Here is an 18,418-nt window from a genome sequence, read left to right on the forward strand (position 1 = left end):
TGGGGCGTCCTCGGACGCAGTGAGTCCGTACCCACCTCGTCAGGAAGCCGTTCCCATGCCCTACCCGGTCGACGGATCCCCGCTCGTCCCCTCCCCGAACCTCCCGGAGCTGGAGCAGCGCGTTCTCGAGTTCTGGCGCCGCGACGACACCTTCCGTGCCAGCATCGCCCAGCGGGAGGGTGCCGAGGAGTTCACCTTCTACGACGGCCCGCCCTTCGCCAATGGTCTGCCGCACTACGGCCACCTCCTCACCGGGTACGTCAAGGACGTCATCCCCCGGTTCCGCACCATGGCCGGGCAGAAAGTGGACCGTGTCTTCGGCTGGGATACCCATGGCCTGCCCGCGGAGCTTGAGGCCATGAGCGAGCTCGGGCTCACCGAGAAGCAGGAGATCGAGGAGATGGGGGTGCAGGCGTTCAACCACGCTGCCCGTTCCTCGGTCATGAAGTACGCCACCGAGTGGGAGGACTACGTCACCCGCCAGGCCCGCTGGGTCGACTTCGAGGGTGGCTATCGCACCTACGACACCGATTACATGGAGTCCGTGCTGTGGGCGTTCAAGACCCTGTACGACAAGGGCCGCGCCTACGAGGGCTACAAGGTGCTGCCGTACTGCTGGAACGACCAGACGCCGCTGTCCGCGCACGAGCTGCGGATGGACGATGACGTGTACCAGGACCGGCAGGACCGCACCGTCGTGGTGACCTTCCCGTTGCAGGGGGAGAAGGCCCAGCAGCTGGGGCTCGACGGGGTGCGGGCACTGGCGTGGACGACCACCCCGTGGACCCTCCCGACGAACTTCTCCCTGGCCGTCGGCCCCGAGGTGCAGTACGTGGTGGTGCCGGCCGGCCCGCGGGGTGCAGCCGACGGCGCCGCCGCGGGGGAGGCCTCCTACCTGCTGGCGGAGGACCTCGCCGGATCGTTCGCGAAGGAACTCGGGTACGAGGATGCCGAGGCGGTGACCGCCGCGGCCACGCAGCGGATCGTCGGTGCCGATCTCGAGTACGTGCACTACCGGCCGCTGTGGGACGTGTACGCCGCCGACCCCGCCCGCTGGGGGCTCGAGAACGCCTGGATCATCACCGTCGCCGACTACGTCTCCACCGGCGACGGCACCGGCGTGGTCCACCAGGCCACCGCCTATGGTGAGGACGACCAGGTCGTCAACGCCCGCTACGGCATCCCCGTGGTGGTGAGCGTGGATGACGGCGCCTGCTTCCTGGATCTGTTCCGCGGCACCGAGCTTGACGAGATCGCCGGGGTGCAGGTGTTCGACGCCAACGGGCCGATCATCCGCAACCTCTCCCGCTCCGCCCGTCTGTTCCGGGAATCCAGCTACGTGCACTCCTACCCGCACTGCTGGCGCTGCCGGAAGCCGCTGATCTACAAGGCCGTCTCCAGCTGGTTCGTCAAGGTCGCCGACCAGCGCGAGCGGATGCTCGAGCTGAACGAGCAGATCACCTGGATGCCGGAGAACGTCAAACACGGTCAGTTCGGCACCTGGCTGGAGGGCGCCCGCGACTGGGCGATCTCCCGCAACCGCTACTGGGGCACCCCGATCCCCGTGTGGAAGAGCGACGACCCGAACCACCCGCGCATCGAGGTCTACGGCTCGCTCGCGGAGATCGAGGAGGCCTTCGGGCAGTTGCCGCGCGATGAGCACGGGAACGTCGACCTGCACCGCCCGTACATCGATCAGCTCACCCGTCCGAACCCCGACGACCCCACCGGCCGCAGCCGCATGGTGCGGGTCCCGGAGATCCTCGACGTGTGGTTCGACTCGGGTTCCATGCCGTTCGCGCAGGTGCACTACCCCTTCGAGAACCGCGACTGGTTCGAGCAGCACAACCCGGCGGACTTCATCGTCGAGTACATCGGGCAAACCCGCGGCTGGTTCTACGTGATGCACGTGCTGGCGACGGCCCTGTTCGACCGCCCGGCGTTCTCCAGCGTCATCTGCCACGGCATCGTGCTGGGCAACGACGGGTTCAAGGCCTCGAAGTCCCGCCGCAACTACCCGGATCCGCAGCAGATGTTCGACACCTACGGTTCGGACGCGGTGCGGTGGTTCCAGATGAGCTCGCCGATCCTGCGCGGCGGCAACCTGATCGTCGACGAGCCGCGCATCCGAGATGCGGTGCGGCAGACGGTGTTGCCGCTGTGGAACGTGTGGTACTTCCTGGCGCTGTACGCGAACGCCGCCGGGCCCAAGGACGACGACGGCACACCCCTCGGGTATGTCGGCGCCCCTCGCTATGAGGCGCAGGACGTCATGGACCGGTATGTGCTGGCACGCACCGGGATCCTGGTGCGCGAGACCCGCCAGCTGCTGGAGGACCTCGACATTGTCGGGGCGACCGAGCGGATCCAGGCGCACCTGGACATGCTCACCAACTGGTACGTGCGCCGCTCCCGGGACCGCTTCTGGGAGGGCGACGCCCAGGCCATCGACGTGCTCTCCACCGTGCTGGAGACGACGCTGCGGGTGGTGGCGCCGCTGCTGCCGATGGTGTCCGAGGAGATCTGGAAGCAGCTGACGGGGGAGCGGTCCGTGCATCTGACGGACTGGCCCGACGCCGACCTGTTCCCGGTCGACGACGATCTGCTCACCGCGATGGAGGAGACCCGGGAGATCGCCTCCGCCGGCAACGCGCTGCGCAAGAAGGAGGGCATCCGCGCCCGACAGCCGCTGTCCACCCTCACCGTGGTGCATTCCGATGTGGCCCGGCTGGAGCCCTTCACCGCGATCATCGCCGACGAGCTCAACGTGAAGCAGGTGCGGCTGCTGGACGTCTCCGGGGACGAGGCCCGCTCCCTCGGTGTGGAGCAGCGGCTCGCGGTCAACGCCCGCGCCGCCGGTCCCCGCCTGGGCAAGCAGGTGCAGCAGGCCATCAAGGGTGCGAAGTCCGGCGACTGGTCGGTCGCGGAGGACGGCACCGTCACCGCCGGTGGTCTGGAACTGCAGGACGGCGAATACACCCTGGATCTGGTGGCCGGGGATGCGGTCCCGGAGGGCACCGCCATCGGTGTGCTGCGCGGCGGTGACTTCCTGGTGTTGGAGACGCGTCTGACTCCGGAGCTGGAGGCCGAGGGCACCGCGCGAGATGTGGTCCGGGCGATCCAGTCGGCCCGCCGCGACGCCGGTCTGGACGTCTCCGACCGCATCCACCTCACCGTCGAGGGTGACGAACCGGTGGTGCAGGCGGTGCGCACCCACCAGGCGATGGTCGCCGGGGAGGTGCTCGCGGTGGACGTCACCATCGGCCCCGCCCCCGCGGGTGCGCACACGGCGACGGAAAAGGTCACCGGGGGCTCCGTCACCGTGTCGGTGACCCGCGCCTGACCGGTCAGCGGGGTGGGGCTGTGCCCGGACGGCCCCATCCCGTGAGCCGGCCCGCGCCGCCGCGTGGCGTACTCGCCCTACGGCATGCCCCAGCGCACCGCCGACAGGGCTGCCCGGCCGTGGGCGAGTATCGCCTGCCGTTCCGCTGGAGGCACCAGATCCCCGCCCGTCAGCCATGCGACATGGGTGGCGCGCTGCAGCTGCTGCCTCGTCAACCCGGTCTGCGTGTCGGTGACCACCTGCTGCTGCACCCGCCACGGCAGTGCCAGCCCGGCAGCGGCAGACGGTTCCACGCACACCCCCTCCGTCTCCTCCAACAGCGCGACGAGCGCGAGCATCCGTTCGTCGCTGATCGTCGCGAAACCACTCACCAGCGGCCCCACCCGCTCACCCACCAGACGAGAGGGTCGCCCCACCGCGAGCCCATCAGCGGCGGTGCGACCACTGAGGCCGATGTCCTGCACGCTCACCTCGGCGTGCCGGCCGGTGCGCACACCGAGCATCATCGCCGGGGCCTCCACCGGCTCCACCAGCACGCAGTGCACCGCCGGACCGAACTCGAGGGCCAGCCCGAAGGTGACCCCACCGGGGCCGCCGCCGACCCCGCACGGCAGGTACACGATCAGGGGATGCTCGGTGTCGACGGGGACCTCCAGAGCCTCGAGCTGATGTCGCAGACGGCGGGCCGCGACCGCATACCCGCTGAACAGGTCCACTGAGGCCTCGTCGTCGATGAAGTGCGTCGACGGGTCCGCCGCGGCAGCGGCCCGGCCGGCCTCGACGGCGGCGGTGAAATCCCCCGCATGCTCCACCACCTCGGCACCCCGCGCCCGCAGCAGGTCCTTCTTCCACTGCTTCGCATCGGCGGACATGTGCACGGTGGTGCGGAACCCGAACTCGGTGGCGACGATCCCGATGGACAGGCCCAGGTTGCCGGTGGAACCGACGACGATGCCGTGCTCTGGGGCCCGCTGCGGTCCGACTCGTTCTGCGACGGCGAGGACCTCATGGATACCGCCACGGGCCTTGATGGATCCGCTCACCGGCAGGATGTCGTCCCGTTTCAGCCACAGACGGCCGGCGAGGTCGACCCCGTGGAGAGCAGACAGGCGGTCCTCCAGGGCGGGTGCGGCCTGCAGCGGCGATTCGAGAATGCCGCCGGTGGCACGGGTGGCGGGGAAGTGGGCCTCGAACCAGGGTGCGAAACGCTGCAGCCGCGCCCGGGCGTCGTCGACGGCGCGACGCAGCTGACCGTCGGGGGCGAGGTCCGGCACGGACTCGGCCGGGCGACGCAGCCACAGAGTCTCGACGCGGCGAACGAGGGCCTCGAGGACGGGATCACCCTGCGGGGTGAGGGACGGGGTGCTCACGCGACCTCCTGCAGGTGGGACGATCAGGTCCGGCTGGGTCCGCGGCGCCGTGCAGCAGGTCCGTGACCGGTCTCGGGCGACTCCATCTTCGCCCAGCCCGCTCGCTCGACCTGCGGAACCGGTGGAGCACCTCCGCAGGGGCCCGGCGGTGGGGGCCGCATCCCCATACCGGGGGTGGCAGTGTCAGGAGCTCTGCGCCCGTGGCACGATGACGGGAACCACGATGAGGCGAATCCACGCAGGGAGGGGACATGGTGGCGCGCCGCACCCTCATGGGAGCTGCCCTGGCGGGAGCAGGGCTGGTGCTGGCTAGCTGCGGACGGGGCCCGGCCCTCGGTCCTGCCGTCGGGGAGGCGATGGAGGACGTCGAGGGGGTGTCGGGGGCGGACCTCGAGTCCGGCAGGGACAACCGTTTCAGGATGTCAGTGACGGGCACCGTCTCCCTCGATGCCACCGATGAGACGACGGGCCTGGCGATCTACGACGAGGCGATGCGCGCTGCGGTGACGCTGCTGCATGACCGAGGCGAGGATGACGTCGTCGTCGGCGGGATCACCGGGGTGCTGAGCGAGGTTACCGAGCTCGATGCCCTCGCCCTGGACCCGGAGTTCCCCAGCGAGGACCACCGCCTCATGTACGTGACGGCATCATCCCTGTATGGGCGGTACGGGCTGGACTGATCTGTCCGGCGCACGCCGGCCGCACGGGCGGAGGTGCCTCCGCTGCGGGCGGTTCGCCGCGAGCGTCGCGACGACATCACGGCGCCCCGCGACCGACCTCGACCACATGGGACCGGGCCACGTAGGTGCCGTCTCCGATATAGACCCCGGTGAGGTCCTCCTGAAGGGCGCGCAGTGTCGGGTCGGTCATCGTGTGCCGTGCCACGGAGCCCGCGTATCCGAGGTCCGTCTCCCCGTCGTCGCCCAGCGCATCGTGATTGTGCGCCAGCACGCTGATCGGGTTGGTCGTGGCCTGCGGGTACCCGGGCAGGGACACCTCGTGCTGATTCGGTGCGGCGAGCATGCGGCCGTCGATCTGAGCGCCCCCCAGGTCCAGACCTGCGATGTAGTCACCGCTGAGGCCGGAGGGGTCGGCGTCGATCGTGTGGGAGACGTTCACGGACTGGGTTCCGGGGTGTGCTGGGGCCACGGTCTGCACCGGAGAGCCCACGGAGAAGACATGGGTGACGTTGTAGGAGCCCTCCACCCCCGAGGTGTTGTTGAATGTCGGATCCGCCGCCAGGTGGTTGCCGATGATGCCGCCCTGGGAGTGGCCGACCAGCATCACCTTCGCGCCTGGCGGGATGCCGGCCCGGGCCATCGCGGCGCGGACGTCATCCATGGCCGCGACATCCTGGCCCGCCACCAGGCGCACGTTCGAGGCCCAGTCCCGGGAGTTGCCCTGGCGACCCCACGCGCCGGGCACGTCGCGGATGTCGGCGCCCTCCGTCGGAGGGATCTGCACGATGAAGGCCGGTTCGCCTCCCGATGCCGGGCGGATTTCCTGGATCCCGATACTGCCGGTCTCCAGCGCACGGCGAGTCGGGTTCGCACGGCGCAGCGCGTTGTTCTCCAGGATCAGATCCCGCAGCGACTGCGGTGACGGCTGCGGCGCGGCGTCGGTGGTGATGCTGTGGATCTGACCGCCGGGACGATCATCGAGAAATCCGGTGTCGTGGCCGGTCGCCATCTCGTACAGCGCCGTGCCGCCGGCACCCAGCACCAGGGCATGCGAGGCGATGAGCTCGGCGTAGGTGGGGACGCGCTCGCCGGTGACCCAGTCGGCGTAGGCCTGCGCGGCGTGCTCGGCATCACGATGGAACTGCTCGACGCCGTCCATCTCCCACCCGAAGCGGTCGCCAGCATCGGAGATGCCGTCACTCAGCAGGCCACCGGCCCCCATGAGGGTGTCGATGCCGCTCTCGACCGCACTGGCGACCCGCAACTCTGCCGGGTGCTCGAGCCAGTTCGGGATCCAGGGGGTGTCCTCGTGCAGATACCCCGCACCGCCCTCTCCCACCTCGGTGACGGGAAGGATGCGGACAGGCTGCGCGGGACCGGGGTCAGTGCCGTCGCGTCCCGACGTCACGTCCTGCTCGGCGGCCTCTCCCTCCAGGCGGAAGGAGAGCTCGTCGAGGGACTGGGTGCAGGAGTGCAGCAGTCCGGCGCGCAGCTGCCTCCATCGGTTGCAGAAATCCTCCGCGTCGGGGCCGAACCACGGCATGCTCCCGATCCGGGTCTCCACGCGGCGTGACATCTCCACGATCGAGATCCCGCCCGCCCGCAGCCGCTCGGCATGCGCCCGGGCGTGCTCCGTCTCCATCCCCCAGAACGTGCTCATCGTCCGGCCCCCTCGGTCACGGCCACACGGGAGAGCCCCTGCTGGAGCAGGGCGAGGAGCGTGCGGAGGACATCACCGTCCGCCACCAGGAGAGCCTCGGGCCGCAGGCGCGGTGACCTGTCGATCCGGTAGAGACCGAGATCGCCACGCACCCACAGGCGAGTGAGGACAACCGGTTCGTCCGTGGAGGGGACAGGGGTCAGTGAAAGCGTGAGGCTCACGCGGTCCCGATCGGCGAGCATCAGGTCGCGGAGGTCCCCATCCGCCTCCCCGAGCTGGTCGACGGCCTGGGCGAGCGGAGCCCCATCCCGCACCGCGGCGGCGAGACGGGCGGCCTGCGCCGGAGTCGGTCCCCGGCGGAGTGCGGGGGAGCCCTGGGTGAGCTCGGGGGCGGCGGAGCGCAGCCTCTCGGGCAGGGCGGCGGCGAGCCGCCGACCGGCCTCCCGCGCCGGAAGCTCCTCCCAGGTCGGCGGAGACTCGCCGTGGGAGGTCTCCACCGTGGCGCCGTCAGCGTGCAGCCCCACCCGCAGACGGTGCGTGGTGGCCCCCTCCTGGACGGCCAGGACGATGAGGGCCGGCGCTTCGACATGACGCCGCAGCAGGTCCGACACCTCGGCATCGCAGGTCAGGGACGATCCCGGCGCGTGGGACTCCCGGTGCCCCGCGGAGTCTCGGCTGAGGAACCGATACACCGGGTTCCATGCGTGAGGTTCCGACCCTTCCGAGCACAGGACGGCCAGGGCCTCGGGGAGCGCAAGGGTGAGCGTCATCGGAACTCCTCCTCGGGACGGTGGCACCGCCGACCGGTGGCACGGTGTCGGTCTCCTCGGCTGTGCGGGTATGACCGGGCGGTGCCCAGGGGCGATGTGCCCCCGGCGTCGTCGAGTCTGCGGATCTCGTCGCCGCCGCGCCGCCGACGACGATCCGTCGGGGACAACCGGGACGTGGGGAGGAAAACCCGCGTCCACGAGTCCTGCGACACCACCCCCGGGGCCGCCTGCCCGGGCCCTGGCCGGTCCGTCACCCTCCCCGCACGGCTCGTAGACTGACGCTCGCCCTGACCACCTCTCCCCAGGAGACTCCGTGCCGCGCCCGCCCCACCCCCCGATGTCGCCCGAGATGCGGGAGGTGTACGCCGCTCTGCTGGCGCGCGCGCCCGAGAACAAGATCGAGCCGGACCTCTCCCGCATCCGCCGGGTGATGGACCTGATGGGCAACCCGCAGCGCAGCTACCGGTCCCTCCGCATCGCCGGCACCAACGGGAAGACCACCACCGCCCGCATCATCGAGCGGATCCTGCGGGAAGCGGGCCTGCGCACCGGCCGCACCACCAGCCCGCACCTGCACAGCCCCACCGAGCGCATCGCCCTGGACGGGATGCCGATCGCCGACGAGGACTTCGTGCAGGCCTACCGCGATGTGGAGCCCTTCGCCCTCATCGTCGACGAGGAGTCCCGGGCCGCCGGGGGCCCGCCGCTGACGTTCTTCGAATACCTCACGGCGATGGCGTTCCAGGCGTTCGCCAGCGCCCCGGTGGACGTCGCGGTGGTCGAGACGGGCCTGGGCGGCACCTGGGATGCCACCGGTGTGGTCGACCCCGACGTCACCGTCATCACCCCGATCGGGCTGGACCACCAGGAGTACCTCGGCGACACCGTCGCGCAGATCGCCGGGGAGAAGGCCGGGATCCTGCGCTCGGACGCCCTGGCGATCCTGGCCGCCCAGCCGTACCAGGACGCCGCCGACGTGCTGCGTGCGAAGGTCCAGGAGCTCGGGGCGGAAGCGGCGATCGAGGACGAGCAGATCGCCGTGCTCTCCCGCACCCCCGGGGTCGGTGGGCAGCAGATCACCCTGCAGGGCATCGCCGGACGCTACGAAGACCTGTTCCTGTCCCTGCTCGGCGAACATCAGGCCCACAACGCCCTGGTGGCGGTCGCCGCCTGCGAGGGACTGCTCGGCGATGGCACCAGCCCGCTGGACGGGGAGATGCTCGCCGCGGCCCTCACCGACGTCTCCTCCCCGGGCCGCGCCGAGGTCGTCCGGCAGGCGCCCACGGTGCTGGTCGACGCCGCCCACAACCCCGCCGGGGCGCTCACTCTCGTCTCGACCGTCCGGGAGAACTTCCGCTTCACCCACACCGTCGGGCTCGTCGGCATCCTGCAGGAGAAGGACGCCGAGGAGATCCTGTCGATCTGGGAGCCCCTGTTCGACGATGTGGTGATCACCCAGTCCAGCTCGCCGCGCGCCATCCCCACGGACCGTCTCGGCGACCTCGCCCGGGACATCTTCGATGACGACGAGAGGGTCCACGAGCAGGCGTCCCTGCCCGATGCCATCCAGACCGCCGTCGACCTCGCCGAGCAGCGGGGTGAGCAGTTCGGCGGCGTCGTCGTCGCCGGATCCGTCACGCTCGCCGCCGAGGTGCGGGCCCTGTTCGGACGGGACACCGACGCCTGATGCCGCTGATCGACCTGACCCCCTCGGGCCGGGCCCACGGCGCCCAGCGGATGCTCTCGGCCACCACCCTGACCGTCGAGGCGCTGGTGATCGTCTTCGCGACCCTCGCCGCCCACCAGCTGCAGCCCGACACCCGCACCCTCGCCTGGACGTGGGGGCTGGCCCTCGCCGCAGCGCTGCTGTTGTGCAGCGGGTGGATGCGCCGCTGCAGCGCCGCCCCGTACCTGGTGGGGCTGGCGCTGCAGATCCCGGTGATCGCCTTCGGCACGGTCGTCTCCGCCATGTGGGCGCTCGGCCTGCTGTTCGCCGCGCTCTACCTGTACGGACTCGTCAAGGGCAACCAGTGGGACCGGGAGAAGGACGAGGTGGATCGACAGGTCCTCTCCGCCCGCGCTGAGGCCGACGACGCGCAGAACCCCCGCGCATCTCGCTAGGCTCCCTGCCATGACCACCGAACGCACCCTGATCCTGCTCAAGCCCGATGCCGTGCAGCGCCACCTGCGTGGCGAGATCCTGCGCCGCATCGAGGCCAAGGGGTATGACATCGTCGCCCTGTCGCAGCGCACCGCCACCGCGGAGGAGCTCGCCGCCCACTACGCCGAGCATGAGGGCAAGCCCTTCTACCAGTCGCTGGTGGACTACATGGGCTCGGCCCCGCTGGTCGCCGTGGTCGCGGAGGGTGAGAACGTCATCGCCGGATTCCGCTCCCTGGCGGGCGCCACCAACCCGACGCAGGCCGCACCCGGCACCATCCGCGGTGACCTCGGCCGCGAATGGGATCTGCCCGTCATCCAGAACCTGGTGCACGGCTCCGATTCTCCCGAGTCCGCCGCCCGCGAGATCAGCATCTGGTTCCCCGAACTCGGCTGACCCGCCGACCCCGCGCCTGCGGGGACCCGTTCCTCGGCCCCGTCACCGCCCGGTGACGGGGCCGAGGCGCGCAGGAGGACGAATCGCACACCGGCCCGGGCGCGTGTCCCGCGGTGTGTCCGACACGGCGACCACCTGGCCGGAACGCGTCCGCGTTCCCCTCAGAATGGAGACATGACCCTGGGGATCTCCGCCGCCTATCTCGCTGTTGCCGTCGCCACCGGACTCGGAGTCGTCACCGCCGTGTCCCTGCCGCATCTGAAGAAGCAGCCGCACAAGCCGTCGCGCCGCCGCGGTCGCCGCCCCGCCCCTCGCCGCTGAGGTCGCGGGCGCAGCCCGGCCCGCCCCTAGACTGGCCGATGGCCGAGCCGCCCGGCGGCATGGAACGACCTCGGAGGTGACCTGTGGATCCCAATGACATCGTGGCGCTGGTCGCGGGCGGGCTCGGAGGGCTCGCCGTGCTCGGTGCCGGCGGGTGGGCCCTGCTGCGGCGCCCGAAGGACGACTCCCGCCCCCGCGACACCGACACCGATGGCACCCGCCGCGGCGGAGTCGCCACGAAGGAGCGGCCCCCGGCCCCCACCTGGGGTGACACCCTCTCCGCTCCGGCAGCCACCCCGACGGCCCCGGCTGAGGCGGACACTCAGGCCGCCGTCGAGGCCCCCGCGGAACCGGCCGTCGAGACCGCGACCGGGACCGACACCGAAACGCCCGTCGAGGCGAGCCCGGAACCTGCCGCTGCGCCCACCCGCCGTGAGACCCCGGCCCTGGATCAGCCGGAGCCCGCCGGCGATCGCATGCGTCGCCTGCGCGAGCGCCTCTCCCGCTCCGGCGCCCTCGGCCGGGGCCTGCTGACCCTCCTCACCCGCGACACCGTCGACGAGGCCACCTGGGAGGAGATCGAGGAGACGCTGCTGCTGGCCGACCTCGGCCCCGACGCCACCGACGAACTCATGGCCAACCTGCGCCGCCGCATGCAGGTGATCGGTGACGGCGAACCCGCCGTGGTGCGTGACGCCCTCTTCGAGGAGCTGCTGGCCCTGATCGACCCGTCCGCCGACCGGCGCCTGGCCGCCAGCCGCCGCGAGGCGCCCGACGGCACCGACGTCCCCTCCGTCATCCTCATGGTCGGGGTGAACGGCACCGGCAAGACCACCACCGTCGGCAAGCTCGCCCGGGTGCTGGTGGCCGAGGGCCGCACCGTCGTCCTCGGTGCCGCCGACACCTTCCGTGCCGCCGCCGCCGAGCAGCTCACCACCTGGGGATCCCGCGTCGGCGTGGAGACCGTGCGGTCCGACCGGGACGGCGCCGATCCCGCCGCCGTCGCCTTCGATGCGGTGCAGCGCGGCATCGACGCCGGGGTCGATGTGGTCGTCATCGACACCGCCGGGCGCCTGCAGAACAAGAAGGGCCTGATGGACGAGCTCGGCAAGGTCCGTCGCGTCGCCGCCAAGGCCCTGCACGGTGACGAGGTCGCCGAGGTGCTGCTGGTCATCGACGCCACCACCGGTCAGAACGGCATGCAGCAGGCCCGCGTGTTCCGGGAGGCCGTGGACGTCACCGGCATCGTCCTCACCAAACTCGACGGCACCGCCAAGGGCGGCATCGTGGTGAACGTGCAGCGTGAACTCGGCGTGCCGGTGAAGATGGTCGGCCTCGGCGAGGGCATGGACGATCTGGCTCCCTTCGACCCCCACGGGTTCGTGGAGGCCCTGCTCGGGGAGTGAGGTGAGCGCCGACCCCCGCGTCGGGGACACCGCGCGCCGGTCCCGCAGCGACACCCTGGATGCCCGTCTCGCGCAGCTGTGGCGCACCGCCGACGGCCCCGCCACCGGGGCGGCGCTCCTCGCGCTCGATGACCTCGGCCGTCGCACCCCCGGACCGGCCACCGGCCTGACCCTCGCCCTGATCGTCGATCCCGAGCTCCCCGACGCCGAGCGGGATCAGCTCGCGACCTCCCTCTGGCATCCGCTGTGGGCGACGGGGGAGCGGCTCGACGCGACCGTCAGCACCCCGCAGCAGGCCGTCGCCACCGCCACCACCTCGCTCGAGAGCGGCGTGCGGCTGCTGGACCTGCGGTTCCTCGCCGGGGATGTCGACCTCGCCGAGTCGGCCGTGGCGGCGGTGCGAGTCCGGTGGCGCGCCACCGCCCGCAGCCGGGTGGGAGATCTCACCGACCTCCTCGACAGCCTCGCCGCCCGCTATCCGGCACTCGCGCACGCCCCCGAACCGACCCTTGCCACGGACCGCGGAGGTCTGCGGGACATCGCCCTGATTCGTGCTCTGGCGGAGTCCTGGCTCGCCGACCACGACCACGCGGTCGTCGACCATGCCGATCAGGTGCTGCTCCGCGCCCGCGACGCGCTGCAGATCGTCACGGCTCGGCCGAGTACCCGCCTGGGCCGGCAGGACCAGGAGCCGGTCGCCGCGTTGATGGGTCTGCGCGGCGCCGACGAGCTCCTCACCCAGCTCGCCCAGGCCTCCCGCGTCGTGCAGTGGCAGCTGCAGAGGTCCCTGCGCGCCGCCACCGGGGCCGCCGCCCCCGGTGGGCGTGCCACCGTCGGATCGGGTGCCGGGCGCCGCCCTGCCCTGGAGCGCCGCGACCACGGGGTGATCGTCCAGGCGGCCGAGGTGTCGGTCGATCCCGCCAGTCGAGACCCGCTGCGGGATCTTGCCGCGATCCGCCACGCCGCCGTGACCGGTCTGCCGCTGTCCGACGCGACACTGCGGCGCCTCGCCGCCGACCCGCCCCACCATCCCCTGGACCCTGCCCAGCGGGACGTCCTGGTGGATGCCCTCGCCGGGGAACACCTCACCACCGTGTATGAGGCGCTCGACGTGCACGGTGCCTGGGCGCCGCTGATCCCGCACTGGTCCGAGGTGCGGAATCTGCCTCAGCGTGATACCGTCCATCGCTTCACCGTCGACCGCCACCAGATCGAGACGGTGCGGGAGGCCGCCGCCCTGCTCGGCACCGTCGAGAGGCCCGACCTGCTGCTCCTCGCGGCCCTGCTGCATGATCTCGGCCGGGCCGCTGCCGGGCAGGTCGCCGGGGCCGAGGCCAGTGCCACCACGCGAGGGGCTGAGCTGGCACGGGAGGCGGCCCTCGCCCTCGGCTGCCGCCCACCCGATGCCGACCGCCTCGGCCGGGTGGTCGCCGAGCACCGGACCCTGCTCGCCCTCGCCATCGAACATGATCCCGACGACGAGTCCACCCTCACGGCCCTGCACCGCGCCGTCGACGGGGACGCCGCGCAGCTGGCCCTGCTGCGGGCACTCACCGAGGCCGATGCGCGCGCCACGGGGCCCGCCGCCTGGACGGACCGCCACGCCGACCTCGTCGACCACCTCACCGCCCGTCTGCGCGGCCGACTCACCCGCGGTGCCCCCGACCCGGCTGAGGAGCTGCGACCCCGCCGCGACGCCCTCACCCGGATACGCGCGGAGGTGGCCCGCAGCGGATGCCCCCACGTGCTGTTGCCGGGTGTCCGCGACCACGGGGACGCCGAGATCACCCTCGCCGCCCCTCCCGCCCCCGGCGTGTTCGCGGCGATCACGCGGGTGCTGGTGCGCTTCGATCTGGATGTGCGGCGGGGCACCGCCACCTCGACCCCCGAGGCGATGGTGACCACCTGGTGGGTGACCGTGCCGGGCCGCGGCCTGCCCGCTCCCGCGGCACTGCGGCAGGCGCTGCAGCGGGAGGTGGAGCGACGCGAGGACCCGGCCGCCCGGGTGCTGGAGGTGCCCCCGACTGCCCCCGCCCGCCGCGTCGGCGACATCCCCGTCGTCAGCATCCTCATCGACCCCGCCGGTGGGCACAGCGTCGTGCAGGTCAACGCCCGCAACCGTCCGAGCCTGCTGGCGGACGTGGCGCAGACCGTCACCCTCCACCGCGCCCGGGTGCGGGCCGCCCACGTGCTGACCATCGGCGGCCGGGCCGTCGACACCCTCCACCTGACCGACCTGCGTGGCCGGCCCCTGCCGCCGGCGGCCCTGGAGGCGCTGCTGGCCGACCTCGTCGACGCCGCCTCCAGGTGACCGGCCGCCACCCGCCCGACCCGCGACCCGACGTGATCTGCGCCCGGCCCCGGCCGCTTCACCTCCCGGGGGCCCGCGGGGCCGCGACTAGACTGGGCCGGTCCGCACGACCAAGGGGAAACTCCGCGTGTTCACCAATCTGTCCGACCGCATCACCGCGTCCCTGCGGGGGCTGCGCGGCCACGGCCGCCTCACCGAGGCCGACGTCGACCGGACCATCCGGGAGATCCGCCGCGCCCTGCTCGACGCCGACGTCGCCGTGCCGGTGGTCCGTGAGTTCACCGGCCGGGTGCGCGAGCGCGCCCTGGGCGAGGAGGTCTCCAAGGCCCTGAACCCCGCCCAGCAGGTCGTGAAGATCGTCCACGACGAGCTGGTGCAGGTGCTCGGCGGCGACACCCGGGAACTGACCTGGGCGAAGCACCCGCCGACGGTCATCATGCTGGCCGGTCTGCAGGGTGCCGGAAAGACCACCCTGGCCGGCAAGCTCGCCCGGTGGATGAAGAGCGAGGGTCACACCCCGCTGCTCGTCGCCGCCGACCTGCAGCGCCCCAACGCCGTCAACCAGCTGCAGATCGTCGGTGAACGCGCCGGTGTGCCGGTGTTCGCGCCCGAACCCGGCAACGGTGTCGGTGACCCGGTGCTGGTGGCGATGAACGGTGTCTCCACCGCCCAGTTCCAGCAGCATGACGTGGTCATCGTCGATACGGCCGGACGTCTCGGCATCGACGAGGAGATGATGCAGCAGGCGCGGGACATCCGCGACGCCGTCAACCCCCACGAGACCCTGTTCGTCGTCGACGCGATGATCGGTCAGGACGCCGCCCGCGTGGCGGAGGCCTTCCGCGACGGCGTCGGTTTCACCGGTGTGGTGCTGTCGAAGCTCGACGGTGACGCCCGCGGTGGCGCGGCCCTGTCCATCACCGGTGTCACGCAGCGCCCGATCCTGTTCGCCTCCACCGGTGAGCAGCTCGACGACTTCGAGCGCTTCCATCCGGACCGGATGGCCAGCCGCATCCTCGACATGGGTGATGTGCTCACCCTCATCGAGCAGGCGGAGAAGAGCTTCGACCGGGCCGAGGCCGAGAAGGCCGCACAGAAGATCGCCTCCGGTGAGGACTTCACCCTTGATGACTTCCTGCGGCAGATGCAGCAGCTGAAGAACATGGGCAGCATCAAGAAGATGCTGGGGATGCTGCCCAACATGGGGCAGTTCCGCGAGCAGCTCGAGGCCTTCGACGAGAAGGACCTCGGCCGCGTCGAGGCGATCATCCAGTCGATGACCCCCGCGGAGCGCGCCGATTCGAAGATCATTAACGGGTCCCGCCGCGCCCGCATCGCCAAGGGCTCCGGCACCAGCGTCTCCGAGGTGAACCAGCTGCTGGAGCGTTTCACCCAGGCGCAGAAGATGATGCGCACCATGGGCAGCTCCATGATGGGTGGGGCCGGTGGCGGCGCCCCGATGATGCCGGGCATGCCCGGCATGGGGTACGGCAAGAAGTCCCGCGGCAAGATGGCGTCCCCCTACGCGGGCACCAAGAAGTCCAAGGGCAAGAGCAAGGCCGCGAAGGCCCGCAACCAGGCGGCCCTGCGCAAGGCCGCCCAGCAGCAGCGTGCGCTGGAAGCCGGTGGTGAGGGCGCCGAGGGCACCGAGCAGAGCGGGTCCGCGTTCGGTGGCGGCCCCGCCGGGGCGTTCGGCGGCCAGAACCCCTTCGGCGGCGGCATGCCCGACCTGTCGGCACTGCAGGACCTCGACCCGGACCAGCTGCCGCCGGAGATGCGCAAGCTGTTCGGGAAGGGTCGCTGACGGGCCCGATCGCCCCGGCTGGTGCCGATCGGCCCGGCCCGCGCCCGTGACCGGTGCCAGGATGGAGGCATGACCGACACCGTCCTGCACCTGACCGGCCCGATCCTCGTCGACGAGCACACCGAGCTGTCGCAGGCGTGGGTGGTCGGTGGCCGCCTCCATCACGAGCGACCCGACCTTCCCGCCGGGGTCGAGGTGCAGCGCCTCGACGGTCCTGTGGTGCCGGGTCTTGCCGACCTCCACTGCCATGTGGGGATCGGTGATGACGGCGCCGGCACCACCCTCGAGGAGGCCCGCCGGCAGGCCCTCACCGACCGGGACACCGGGGTGCTGTTGATCCGCGACGCCGGCAGCATCATCGACACCACCCCGCTGCAGCAGCAGCAGGACCTGCCGCGGATCATCCGCTGCGGCCGCCACCTCGCCCGCACCCGCCGGTACCTCATCGGCTACGCCCACGAGCTCGAGCCCGAGCAGCTGCCGGACGCCGTCACCGTCGAGGCCCGCCGCGGCGACGGCTGGGTCAAACTCGTCGGCGACTGGATCGACCGACCCGTCGGCGACCTCACGCCCTGCTGGGACGGGCCGACCCTCGCCGCGGCCGCTGAGGCCGCGCACGCCGCAGGGGCGCGGATCACCGCCCACACCTTCGCCGAGGAGACGCTGCCGCTGCTGCTCGATGCGGGGTTCGACTGCCTCGAGCACGCCACCGGGCTGACCGACGAGACGATCCGGCGGGCCGCCGACAGCCGCACCCCGGTGGTGACGACCCTGGTGAACGTCGGGGAGTTCGAGCAGTACGCCCGTCAGGGGGAGCGGAAGTTCCCCGACTATGCCGCGCATATGCGCCGACTGCGGGCAGCCCGCTACGACCGCACCCGCGACGCCCTCGACGCCGGGGTGCCGCTGATGGTCGGCACCGACGCCGGGGGAGTGCTGGGGCACGGCATCATCCACGACGAACTCGACGAACTCGCGCGCGCGGGTCTGACCCCCACCGAGATCCTCACCGCCGCCACCTGGGAGCCCCACCGGTTCCTGGGCGTGCCGGGCCTCGAGGATGGTGCCCGCGCCGACCTGCTGGTGCTCGAGGCGGACCCGCGCCAGGACCACCGCGTGCTGCGCCGCCCCGCCGCGATCGTCGTCGGCGGTGCCCGCGTCGCCTGAGGCGAGCGTGCCCCCGTGCATCCCGCGTGCTGTGGGTGGGGGCACACCGGCTGCGGTGGCCCGGCGCCCCGCCACGCTGGCATAATCAGGTGCGTGCGTGCCCGGACCGGCCCTCTACCGTCCGTGCACGAACCCCGAGCGACGCCGGCGCCCGCATGACCCCACAGGCCGCGGCGGGGCTCACCCGAACATCATCGAAGGAGTGTCCACACTCGTGGCCGTCAAGATCCGACTCAAGCGCCTGGGCAAGATCCGCGCGCCGTACTACCGCATCGTTGTGGCCGACTCGCGCACCAAGCGCGACGGCGCCGTGATCGAGGAGATCGGCAAGTACCACCCCACCGAGGAGCCCTCGTTCATCGAGGTCGACTCCGAGCGCGCGCAGTACTGGCTGGGCGTGGGCGCGCAGCCCACTGAGCAGGTCGCCGCCATCCTGAAGATCACCGGTGACTGGGCGAAGTTCAAGGGCGAGGGTGACACCGCCGGTACCCTGAAGTCCGCCGAGGCGAAGACCTCCGCCGAGGATCTCATCGCCGAGGCCGACAAGGCCGCCGCGGAGTCCCGCGAGGGCGCCAAGAAGGCGAAGGAGAAGGAGGAGTCCGACGTGACCAGCACCGAGGGCGAGAACACCGAGTCCGAGACCCAGGACGTCGAGCCGGGCGCCGACCAGGCGAACGAGCAGGGCGAGTCCACCGAGGACGCCGAGGCCCAGACCTCCGACGAGGCCTGAGATGAGCGCACGCGCCGAAGCCCTCGACCATCTGGTGCGCGGCATCGTGGATCACCCCGATGACGTGCACGTGAAGGAGAAGTCCACGCGCCGCGGGCCGCTGCTCGAGGTGCGGGTCCACCCCGAGGACCTCGGCCGTGTCATCGGCCGCTCCGGCCGCACGGCCCGCGCCCTGCGCACCGTGACGGCCGCACTGTCGGACGACGACGTGCGCGTCGACATCGTCGACGTCGACCGTCGCTGACCGGTCGGTGACGCCACCCCGCGTCCACGAAGGCGGCGCCGCGATGCGGCGCCGC

At 71.8% G+C, this 18,418-nt stretch carries 15 protein-coding genes; 12 read left to right on the forward strand and 3 right to left on the reverse strand.

All coding sequences use genetic code 11. The annotated features are described in order from the left end of the window. The first annotated feature begins 55 nt into the window (after window positions 1-55). Window positions 56-3,343, forward strand: a complete 3,288-nt coding sequence (gene ileS / locus JSY14_RS09960; protein ID WP_259558757.1) for an isoleucine--tRNA ligase — start codon at window positions 56-58, stop codon at window positions 3,341-3,343. Window positions 3,344-3,420: 77 nt separating this feature from the next. On the opposite strand, the gene dsdA is transcribed toward ileS, so the two are convergent. Further along, window positions 3,421-4,713 carry a D-serine ammonia-lyase gene (dsdA, locus tag JSY14_RS09965; RefSeq protein ID WP_259558758.1) on the reverse strand — a complete coding sequence of 431 codons (1,293 nt, stop codon included), beginning with the start codon at window positions 4,711-4,713 and terminating at the stop codon, window positions 3,421-3,423. A 251-nt stretch (window positions 4,714-4,964) separates the two neighbouring features. On the opposite strand from dsdA, the gene JSY14_RS09970 reads away from it, so the two are divergent. After that, window positions 4,965-5,393 carry a hypothetical protein gene (locus JSY14_RS09970; protein WP_259558760.1) on the forward strand — a complete coding sequence of 143 codons (429 nt, stop codon included), beginning with the start codon at window positions 4,965-4,967 and terminating at the stop codon, window positions 5,391-5,393. 76 nt (window positions 5,394-5,469) lie between these two features. Here JSY14_RS09970 and JSY14_RS09975 read toward each other — a convergent pair whose 3' ends face one another. Next, window positions 5,470-7,053 (reverse strand): lipase family protein, encoded by a 1,584-nt coding sequence (locus JSY14_RS09975; protein ID WP_259558762.1) that lies wholly within the window; start codon window positions 7,051-7,053, stop codon window positions 5,470-5,472. Further along, complete coding sequence (locus JSY14_RS09980) at window positions 7,050-7,823, reverse strand: hypothetical protein (protein ID WP_259558765.1); 774 nt, start codon at window positions 7,821-7,823, stop codon at window positions 7,050-7,052. The genes JSY14_RS09975 and JSY14_RS09980 overlap by 4 nt, the downstream gene beginning before the upstream one ends. Window positions 7,824-8,160: 337 nt before the next feature. On the opposite strand from JSY14_RS09980, the gene JSY14_RS09985 reads away from it, so the two are divergent. The 10 genes from JSY14_RS09985 (at window position 8,161) to JSY14_RS10030 (ending at window position 18,363) form a co-directional block, all read left to right on the forward strand. Then, a complete protein-coding gene (locus tag JSY14_RS09985; protein ID WP_259559659.1) occupies window positions 8,161-9,510 on the forward strand; it encodes a bifunctional folylpolyglutamate synthase/dihydrofolate synthase in 1,350 nt (449 codons plus the stop codon). Beyond that, window positions 9,510-9,944 (forward strand): DUF4233 domain-containing protein, encoded by a 435-nt coding sequence (locus JSY14_RS09990; protein ID WP_259558767.1) that lies wholly within the window; start codon window positions 9,510-9,512, stop codon window positions 9,942-9,944. Before JSY14_RS09985 ends, JSY14_RS09990 begins: the two co-directional genes overlap by 1 nt. A 10-nt stretch (window positions 9,945-9,954) precedes the next feature. Further along, window positions 9,955-10,380, forward strand: coding sequence for a nucleoside-diphosphate kinase (ndk, locus tag JSY14_RS09995; protein WP_259558769.1), 426 nt, complete (start codon window positions 9,955-9,957; stop codon window positions 10,378-10,380). Between the two features lie 174 nt (window positions 10,381-10,554). Next, window positions 10,555-10,701, forward strand: coding sequence for a hypothetical protein (locus JSY14_RS10000; protein ID WP_259558770.1), 147 nt, complete (start codon window positions 10,555-10,557; stop codon window positions 10,699-10,701). A gap of 83 nt (window positions 10,702-10,784) precedes the next feature. Further along, entirely contained in the window at window positions 10,785-12,107 is a 1,323-nt protein-coding gene (ftsY, locus tag JSY14_RS10005; RefSeq protein ID WP_259558772.1) for a signal recognition particle-docking protein FtsY, read from the forward strand. Window position 12,108: 1 nt separating this feature from the next. Beyond that, window positions 12,109-14,418, forward strand: coding sequence for a [protein-PII] uridylyltransferase family protein (locus JSY14_RS10010; protein WP_259558774.1), 2,310 nt, complete (start codon window positions 12,109-12,111; stop codon window positions 14,416-14,418). A 127-nt stretch (window positions 14,419-14,545) separates the two neighbouring features. Beyond that, the gene (gene ffh, locus JSY14_RS10015) at window positions 14,546-16,222 is read left to right on the forward strand and encodes a signal recognition particle protein (RefSeq protein WP_259558776.1); all 1,677 of its coding nucleotides are present in this window, start codon (window positions 14,546-14,548) and stop codon (window positions 16,220-16,222) included. Window positions 16,223-16,291: 69 nt separating this feature from the next. After that, the gene (locus JSY14_RS10020; protein WP_259558778.1) at window positions 16,292-17,389 is read left to right on the forward strand and encodes an amidohydrolase family protein; all 1,098 of its coding nucleotides are present in this window, start codon (window positions 16,292-16,294) and stop codon (window positions 17,387-17,389) included. A gap of 214 nt (window positions 17,390-17,603) precedes the next feature. Beyond that, window positions 17,604-18,119, forward strand: coding sequence for a 30S ribosomal protein S16 (gene rpsP / locus JSY14_RS10025; RefSeq protein WP_259559661.1), 516 nt, complete (start codon window positions 17,604-17,606; stop codon window positions 18,117-18,119). 1 nt (window position 18,120) lies between these two features. After that, window positions 18,121-18,363: an RNA-binding protein gene (locus tag JSY14_RS10030; RefSeq protein ID WP_259558780.1), complete on the forward strand. Its 243-nt coding sequence runs from the start codon at window positions 18,121-18,123 to the stop codon at window positions 18,361-18,363. The last annotated feature ends 55 nt before the right edge of the window (window positions 18,364-18,418 follow it).

This window comes from Brachybacterium sillae (assembly GCF_025028335.1).
GTDB classification, from domain to species: domain Bacteria; phylum Actinomycetota; class Actinomycetes; order Actinomycetales; family Dermabacteraceae; genus Brachybacterium; species Brachybacterium sillae.

Bases quoted from the DNA above. Each gene is read 5' to 3' on its own strand.
- JSY14_RS10000 (WP_259558770.1), top strand. From the start codon at position 10,555: ATGACCCTGGGGATCTCCGCCGCCTATCTCGCTGTTGCCGTCGCCACC.
- JSY14_RS09975 (WP_259558762.1), bottom strand. From the start codon at position 7,053: ATGAGCACGTTCTGGGGGATGGAGACGGAGCACGCCCGGGCGCATGCC.
- JSY14_RS09970 (WP_259558760.1), top strand. From the start codon at position 4,965: ATGGTGGCGCGCCGCACCCTCATGGGAGCTGCCCTGGCGGGAGCAGGG.
- ndk (WP_259558769.1), top strand. From the start codon at position 9,955: ATGACCACCGAACGCACCCTGATCCTGCTCAAGCCCGATGCCGTGCAG.
- JSY14_RS09985 (WP_259559659.1), top strand. From the start codon at position 8,161: ATGTCGCCCGAGATGCGGGAGGTGTACGCCGCTCTGCTGGCGCGCGCG.
- JSY14_RS10020 (WP_259558778.1), top strand. From the start codon at position 16,292: ATGACCGACACCGTCCTGCACCTGACCGGCCCGATCCTCGTCGACGAG.
- JSY14_RS09980 (WP_259558765.1), bottom strand. From the start codon at position 7,823: ATGACGCTCACCCTTGCGCTCCCCGAGGCCCTGGCCGTCCTGTGCTCG.
- JSY14_RS09990 (WP_259558767.1), top strand. From the start codon at position 9,510: ATGCCGCTGATCGACCTGACCCCCTCGGGCCGGGCCCACGGCGCCCAG.
- JSY14_RS10030 (WP_259558780.1), top strand. From the start codon at position 18,121: ATGAGCGCACGCGCCGAAGCCCTCGACCATCTGGTGCGCGGCATCGTG.
- ileS (WP_259558757.1), top strand. From the start codon at position 56: ATGCCCTACCCGGTCGACGGATCCCCGCTCGTCCCCTCCCCGAACCTC.